This window comes from Novosphingobium sp. B-7 (genome assembly GCF_000410615.1).
In the GTDB taxonomy this organism is placed as follows: Bacteria; Pseudomonadota; Alphaproteobacteria; order Sphingomonadales; family Sphingomonadaceae; genus Novosphingobium; species Novosphingobium capsulatum.
On sequence record NZ_APCQ01000648.1, the window covers coordinates 1 to 7,475 of the forward strand.

General features: G+C 66.1%; 6 protein-coding genes. 2 read left to right on the top strand and 4 right to left on the bottom strand.

The annotated features are described in order from the left end of the window. The 3 genes from H926_RS0106940 to manD form a co-directional block, all read right to left on the bottom strand. Positions 1-841 (bottom strand): sugar kinase (locus tag H926_RS0106940; protein ID WP_022675656.1); only part of this gene is annotated, 841 nt, incomplete at its 3' end. A 3-nt stretch (positions 842-844) separates the two neighbouring features. Next, positions 845-3,454 carry a glycoside hydrolase family 2 gene (locus tag H926_RS26075; protein ID WP_022675657.1) on the bottom strand — a complete coding sequence of 870 codons (2,610 nt, stop codon included), beginning with the start codon at positions 3,452-3,454 and terminating at the stop codon, positions 845-847. 121 nt (positions 3,455-3,575) lie between these two features. Continuing rightward, positions 3,576-4,784 (bottom strand): mannonate dehydratase, encoded by a 1,209-nt coding sequence (manD, locus tag H926_RS0106950; RefSeq protein WP_022675658.1) that lies wholly within the window; start codon positions 4,782-4,784, stop codon positions 3,576-3,578. Between the two features lie 103 nt (positions 4,785-4,887). Between manD and H926_RS0106955 the strand changes: the two genes are divergently transcribed. Next, positions 4,888-5,640 (top strand): FadR/GntR family transcriptional regulator, encoded by a 753-nt coding sequence (locus tag H926_RS0106955; RefSeq protein ID WP_022675659.1) that lies wholly within the window; start codon positions 4,888-4,890, stop codon positions 5,638-5,640. Positions 5,641-5,687: 47 nt separating this feature from the next. Here the strand turns inward: H926_RS0106955 and H926_RS0106960 are convergent, their stop codons facing one another. Beyond that, on the bottom strand, positions 5,688-6,230 hold the full coding sequence (locus H926_RS0106960) for a helix-turn-helix domain-containing protein (RefSeq protein ID WP_022675660.1): 543 nt from the start codon (positions 6,228-6,230) through the stop codon (positions 5,688-5,690). Between the two features lie 98 nt (positions 6,231-6,328). Here H926_RS0106960 and H926_RS0106965 point away from each other — a divergent pair, with 98 nt between their 5' ends. After that, positions 6,329-7,411: an NmrA family NAD(P)-binding protein gene (locus H926_RS0106965; protein ID WP_022675661.1), complete on the top strand. Its 1,083-nt coding sequence runs from the start codon at positions 6,329-6,331 to the stop codon at positions 7,409-7,411. The last annotated feature ends 64 nt before the right edge of the window (positions 7,412-7,475 follow it).

The window sequence follows — 7,475 nt, forward strand, 5'->3', positions numbered from 1 at the left end:
GATGGCCGGCCAGGCCGCAGTCGCGCGGCGCCAGGCCTTGCAGCCTTGCCGCCAGGTAACCGGCGTTGAAGGCGTCGCCCGCCCCGCTGGTGTCCACTGGCCGCACCACCTGGGGCGGCGGCAGGATCGTGCCATCGGGCAGCCGGCACCCCCGCGCGCCCAGCTTGACGATCACCTCCTGGCACCCCAGACGCTGCCAGTGGCTGGGGCACGCCTCCCGGGGGGTGGGCGAGATATCGTCCTCGTCCTGCAGCGTGGGAAAGCCGATATCGGCCCGCGCGATCGCGGCATCGCGCCAGGACGCCGCTTCGCCGGCACTGGGCCACAGCCGCGGGCGATAGTTGCCGTCAAACGCGACAAGGCCGCCCCGCGCCCTGACTCTTGCTGCCAGGTCGAGCAAGGCGCGGCGCCCCTCGACCGGCAGGATGGCAAGCGAAATCAGCGAAAACACCAGGACGCGGGCCGCTTCGGCCAGGGCAACGGCCGCTGCCATGCCCGGCAGGGCAAACATGTCGCGCGCAGCGCTGGCATCGCGCCAGTAGTGGAACGAACGCTCGCCATCGCCATCGGTGCGGATGGCGTAGAGGCCCACGGCGCGGGTGGGATGGGCCAGCACCAGCGACACATCGAGCCCTTCGGCCACCCATCCCGTGCGCAGATCCTGGCTGAAGGGATCGTTGCCCAGCGCCGTCAGGAAGCCGGTGCGCCATCCGCTGCGTGCCAGATGCAACGCGGTATTGAGCGCGTCGCCGCCCTGGCCAAAGCCACGCCCGGCCCCTGCGTCGGCAAGTTCAACCATGGCTTCACCCACGCAGACCACATCGAAGGCAGGTGCCACCATGGTTCAGCGCCGCAGCACGACAGTGATGGCAGAGACGACCGCCTCGCCCTTCACCGGCACGAAATCGATCGTCACCACGCCGTCTGTCGCCGTGACCGGAAACGAGCGCGTCACTTCGGTCAGCGGCCCACCTGCGGCGCCGGCAATGTCAAAACCCTTGAGCACGGTCTGGCCATTGGCCGCGACGTCAAAAATGCGGCTGCCCGGTTGTTCGGCAGGCTCGACAAAGGTCAGCGACACGGTGAACGCGCCGGGGCCGGTGGGAATGCGATAGCTGAACGCTCCGGCGCGGAACGTTGCGGCCAGATCGCGGTTGCGCGTGCCGGCAATCTCGGGGCGGACGGGCGCGCGGCCACGGGCGAAGACATCCACCGACCGCGCCGTTCCGCCGCTGAAGAACGCATCCGATCCGAACACGGCATCGGGCGCATGCGCCGCGACCAGGGCGCCGGCGTCGATCCGGAATGCACCGGCCTGGGCGCTGGCCAGTTGCCATTCGATCCGATCCGCCACCGCGCCCGTCGCGAATTGCCCTGTCGCCGTCAGAACATTGGCGCCCGCGGCGAGCGCCACGCCTGACCAGACACAGACCCGGTTCGGGCAATCGGTCTTGCCCCCCAGGCTGCGCCCGTTAAGCGCCAGTTCGGTGCGCGGTGCATTGCTATAGACCCGCACGTCGGTGACCGGGTAGGCGCGCTGGGTGTAGCGACGCCCGGTGATATGCACGGTGGGCGCGACAGACCAGTTGGCCCGATAATAATAGAACGCGTCCTTGCGGATCGTGCCATCGTAGGTGACCAGGCCCTTGGTGTTGACGTCGACCGAGTCCCCCTCGCGCCGGACGGTCGAGCCGAAATCGAACGCGTTCCACAGCCAAGTCCCAAACAGCCATGGCCGATCGCGCAGCAAGGGCCAGGTCTGCTCGTGGACCCAGGCCTGATACCCTTCCGGTTGGCGCGGCCCGGCTATGTCGGCCGGGCCACCGGCGGGGTCATCGGTCTGGTAGGTCAGCGCGCCGCCGGCGCCATATTCGGAAAGGGCGAGCGGCTGATGGGGATACTTGGCACGAAGGCCATCAAGATAGGGGCCGATCCCTGCGGGCTTGCCATAATACCAGCCGTAATACCGGTTAACCGCCGTGGCTTGCGTCAAGCCGACGATGTCGGGGGCAGCCGGATCACCCTGGCAGCACGCCGCCATGACCGTCGGTCGCGAAGGGTCGTCCTGGCGTGCCTGCTGGTCGAGCAGACGGACCAGCGCCTTGGGATCGGCAATCGCCGCGGGTGGCTTGCCCAGGAAATCCGGGCGATTGGGCCCGAAATCAACCTCGTTGGCCACGCCCCAGAACGCCACCGCGGGATGATTGAAGTTCTGGCGGATCAATTCCGCAAGCTGCTGCTGCGCATTGCCCACCAGTGCCGTGGTGGGGTTGATCGCCTCACCCTGGGTCCATTGCGTGACCAGCGGAATCTCGTCCCACAGCACCAGGCCATAGCGGTCTGCCAGCGTATGGATCGTCTCGCCGTGCTGGTAATGGGTAAGCCGTATGGTGTTGGCCCCCATGTCGCGGATGGTGGCGAACGTCCTGGCGATATCCGCCTCGCTCATCGCCCAGTCAGACGTTTCGGTATCCTGGTGCAACCCCACGCCGTGCAGGGCCAGCACCTTGCCGTTGAGCAGGAAACCGCGTTGCGGATCGATGCTGACCTGGCGGATCCCGAAAGGTTGCGCGACCGTGTCGACCACGCGGCCGCGTCCATCGACGACGTCGACGATCAACCGATAGAGGTAGGGATCGGCGGTGCCCTGCCACAGATGCGGCCTGGCCACCGCCAGGTCCTGCTGCTGTTCCGATACCTGGGCCATCGGCAGGCGAAAGACCGCGCGGGCCTGGGCCGCAACGCGCCCCTGGGCATCGACCAGGCGCGCCACCACGGCGCCGTTGGCCACGCGCCCGGTGTCGTTGGCCAGGCGGGTACGGACACGGACCTGCGCCGCGCCGGCGGAAATGCTGGTCGTCGTGGCATAAACACCCGGCCCGCCGTGGTCGAGCAGGTCGATATGCAGCGGATTGGTAACGATCAGGCGCACCGGCCGATAGAGCCCGCCGCGCACGAAGAAATCGCCGCTCAAGGGCAAAACGTCGGCCGTGGCACTGCCGGCGACCGGAGCGCTGTTGTCCACGCGTACGGCAACGATATTGCTGGCGCCCGGGCGCAGGGCCGACGTGGCATCAAAGCGAAAACGGCTGAACCCACCGGCGTGGGAGCCGAGCCTGACGCCGTTCACCCAGACTTCGGCAATGCGGCTTGCGGCATCGAACTCCAGCCACACCTTCTCGCCGCTGGCCCGTGCGGGCGAGGGAAAACGAAGGCGATACCAGCCCACGCCCTGATACTTGGCGACCGTGCCCGCCGTGTTGGGCCCCACCCCGACCCGGGGCTCGTAATAGCCTATCCGGTTCCAGGTATGCGGCACCCGCACGGGCTGCCACGCGGCATCGTCAAACGCCGGTTGCGCCGCGCCGGCCGGGTCACCCTGGATAAAGCGCCAACCATCGGCAAGGACAACGGCGGTGCGCGCCTCAGCGCCAGCCTGCGTTGCCGCGGCCACAGCACCCCCGTCCCTGGCCTGCGCCGTCACCGCAAGCAACGCGCCAATTGCCAGTCCTGCAAGCCAGTTTGCCTTCACGGTAGACCCTCTCGTTCGTTGTTATCGGCGGTGCTTCAGGCCGTCACCAGTTCCACATCGTGCCGTCTTCGAGGCGGGCGACCGGAAGATAGGCGGGCTTGTAGGGATACTTGGCCGCCAGCTTTTCATCGATATCGACGCCGTGCCCCGGGGTTTCGCCGCAGAACAATTCGCCGTGCTCGAAGTGGTAGTCATGCGGGAAGACCGCGTCGGTCTCGGGCGTGTGTCGCATGTATTCCTGGATGCCAAAGTTGGGCACCCAGGTATCGAAGTGCAGCGCGCAGCCCATCGTCACCGGCGACAGGTCGGTGGCGCCATGGCAGCCGGTGCGCACCTGGTAGAGGCTGGCAAGATCGGCAATGCGGCGCAGGTGGGTAAGGCCGCCGGCGCCGACCACGGTCGCGCGGATGTAATCGATCAACTGGTTCTGGATCAGGTCCTTCGCGTCCCAGATCGTGTTGAAGATTTCACCCACGGCAAGCGGCGTCACCGTATGCTGGCGCACCAGCTTGAACGCCTCCTGGTTTTCCGCAGGCGTGCAATCCTCCAGCCAGAACAGCTGGTATGGCTCGAGCATCTTGCCAAGGTTGGCCGCCTCCTGCGGGGTGTAGCGGTGGTGGCCATCGTGCAGCAGGTGGTGGTCAAAGCCGTAGGTCTTGCGCAGTTCCTCGAACAGCTTGGGCACATAGTTCAGCGCCTTGCGCGTATCCCACCCGGTCACCGAGGGCAGCGCAGCATCGGCCGGCTCGTAATAGAGCTTGCCCCGGCCCACGCCATAGGCATCCTTGATGCCGGGAACCCCAGTCTGGGCGCGGATCGCCTTGTAGCCCAGGTCGATATAGTGGCCGACCGCCTCGACCGTTTCGGCAATGTCGCTGCCATTGGCATGACCATAGACCATGATCCCGTCGCGGCTGCGCCCGCCGAGCAATTGGTAAACCGGCATGCCGGCCATCTTGCCCTTGATATCCCACAGCGCCATGTCGACCGCCGCGATTGCCCGCATCGTCACCGGGCCGCGCCGCCAATAGGCGCCACGGTAGAGATACTGCCAGATATCCTCGATCCGGCGCGGGTCCATGCCGATCAGGCAGGGAATCACGTGCTCTTCCAGATAGGCCACCACCGAAAGCTCGCGCCCGTTGAGCGTGCCATCACCGATGCCATAGACGCCCTGGTCGGTTTCGATCCTGAGCGTCACGAAGTTGCGCCCCGGGCAGGTGACGATGACGCGCGCACCGGTGATCTTCATGTTCGTTGGGCCTCACAAAGCGATTCAATTGTGGTAAGACCGATTGATCGACCGATTTCGGTCTGTCAAGTTTTGAAAATTGGCATTACCAAAAAGAGGCGTCATGACGAACGGCAAAACCAGCGAGCGACTGTACCAGGACGTGGCCCGATCGCTGGTCGAGGAACTGGCCGCGGGGCGCTTTCCGCTGGGCACCCGGCTTCCGGCAGAGCGCGAACTGGCGCTGCGCTTCGACGTAAGCCGGCCCACCGTGCGCGAGGCAATGATCGCGCTGGAAGTGCAGGGCTTCGTGGAAGTCAGGCTGGGTTCGGGGGCCTATGTCCTGCGCCTGCCCAACGAGGGCGATCGCCCGGGTTTCGATGTCTCGGCGTTCGAACTGACCGAGGCGCGCCTGTTGTTCGAAGGCGAAGCGGCCGCGCTCGCCGCCACCCAGATCACCGATGAAGAGCTGACCGAGGTTGCGCGCCTGGTCGATGATATTGCGCAGGAAAACAACGATCCCGCCGGAACGGAGCGCGCCGATCGCGAATTCCACCTGGCCATCGCCCGCGCGACCCGCAACTCGGCCATCTACAATGCGATCGAGCAACTGTGGGACTTGCGCCAGACCTCGCCCGAAGCCGCCCTGCTGCACAGCAAGGCACGCACCGCCAATGTAAAGCCCGTGGTGGAAGAGCATTGCGCGGTGCTCGATGCCTTGCGCAGCCGCGATGCCAACGCGGCCCGCGCCGCCATGCGTGCCCACCTCGCCGCCGTGCTCGACGGCTTGCTGTTTGCCACCGAGGAGCAAGCCCTTGCCCAGGCACGCCGGGCCACGCAGGCCAAGCGGGAGCGGTACACGCGGGCAACGGCATAAACTGCTCTGCTCTAGAGTAGCGACCGCAGTTCAGATTGGGAGCCCCCTCACAGCAAATCACCGCCTGCTTGGCCTTCCGGAGCCACCCGCATGGCCCGCGTCTCGGCCCCCATGGCCAGACGCCATTGCATGGCCTCGTCAGCACCGGGTCCCGGCGCCACGCGCAACGGCGTTGCGCCGGTCGGCATCCCGGTTTCGGCATCGGCAAGCACCAGTTGCACGGGCCGCCCTGACGTGGCCTGCTCGATCCGCAGCGGCGCGTCCTGCCCGGCACGGCGGCGCCACGTATCCCCGATCTGCACCATCGCCTGGAGCAGCAAGGCCAGATCCTGCCCACGCAGCGTGGGCACATAGTCATGGCGGGGCGGGCGCGCCTGGTAGAGCCTTTTCTCGATCAGCCCGGCTTCTTCCAGGCTTTTGAGCCGGTCCGACAAGGTCGCGTTGGTTGCCCCGGTCGAGCGGCGTAGATCGTCATAGCGGGTCAGCCCCAGCAACACATCGCGCATGATCAGCAGGCCCCAGCGGTCTCCCACCGCGGCCATGACTTCGGCAATCGAGCAGGCCATGCCGTCAAAACTCTTGGATCGCATCGTCGGCGCCTTTCCGAAATTCCGTGACTCTTATTATTGGAGTTAATAGACTCTCATCATGAGAGCCGATTCTCGACCTTGCAACCCAGGAGTCACGCATGGATGAAATTTCCCGCATATTCGTCGTCGGTGCCACCGGCGCCCAGGGCCTTCCGGTGGTCCGCGGACTGGTGCAGGATGGCCGCTACCGGGTTCTGGCGCTGACTCGTGACAAGAACTCGGCCCGGGCGCGCGCTTTGGCGCAATGGGACCAAGTCGATTTTCTGGAAGGCACGTTTGCCGATGAGGCCGTGCTGCGCGCCGGGATGCGCGCTTGCCAGGGCGTGTTCCTCAACATCGATGGCTTCAACACCGGCGAGAAGACCGAGACTTATTGGGCGATCCGCGCCTACGAAATCGCGATCGAAGAAGGCGTGCGCTTCTTCGTCTATGGCAATCTCGATTACACGCTCAAGCAGGCCGGCTACCGCTCGATGTTCCGCACCGGCCACTATGACGGCAAGGGCCGCATGGGCGAATGGATCCTGGCGCAGAACCGCGACAACGCCGGGCGCATGGGCAGCGCGCTGTTCACCACCGGCCCCTACATGGAAATGGCATTCTCGGCGCAGACGCCGATGACCCCGGCCGTGGAAGAGGGCGTGCTGACCTGGCGCGTGCCACTGGGCCAGGGCGCCGTTGTCCACGTCGCGCTGGAAGACTGCGGACACTACGTGCGCTGGCTGTTCGACCATCGCGACCGGGCCAATGGCATGGACCTGGCCGTCGGCATCGAGCCGGTGCGCTATGCCGATCTGGCTGCGGCATTCACGCAGGTGACAGGGCATCCCGCGCGCTATGTCGATACGGACCTGGACAGCTATTTCGCGCGCTTCGGCGGGATCGCCGCGCTTCCCGCCGGCTACAATGCCGATCCCAAAGACAAGAGCACGATGAGCTTTCGCGACAACTTCACCGGCTTCTGGAACACGTGGAAGCACGAGATCATCACGCGCGACTATGCCCTGCTCGATGAAATCCACCCCGGCCGGATCAAAAGCGCACAAGACTGGATTTGCCGCCATGAGCAGCAGGCGGCAGCGTCAGGCGGGGAAAGTCTGTGGCAGCGGGTGCAGCCTGATACCCTGCCTGGCCGCCCGATCCTCAAGCTGAGCGAAGACCACCGGCGCGGCATCCTCTGAGCCTTGCGGGCGGCCTGAGGGTTTCGGGCCGCCCCGGCTTCACGCGGGGACCGGCGCGCCCGCC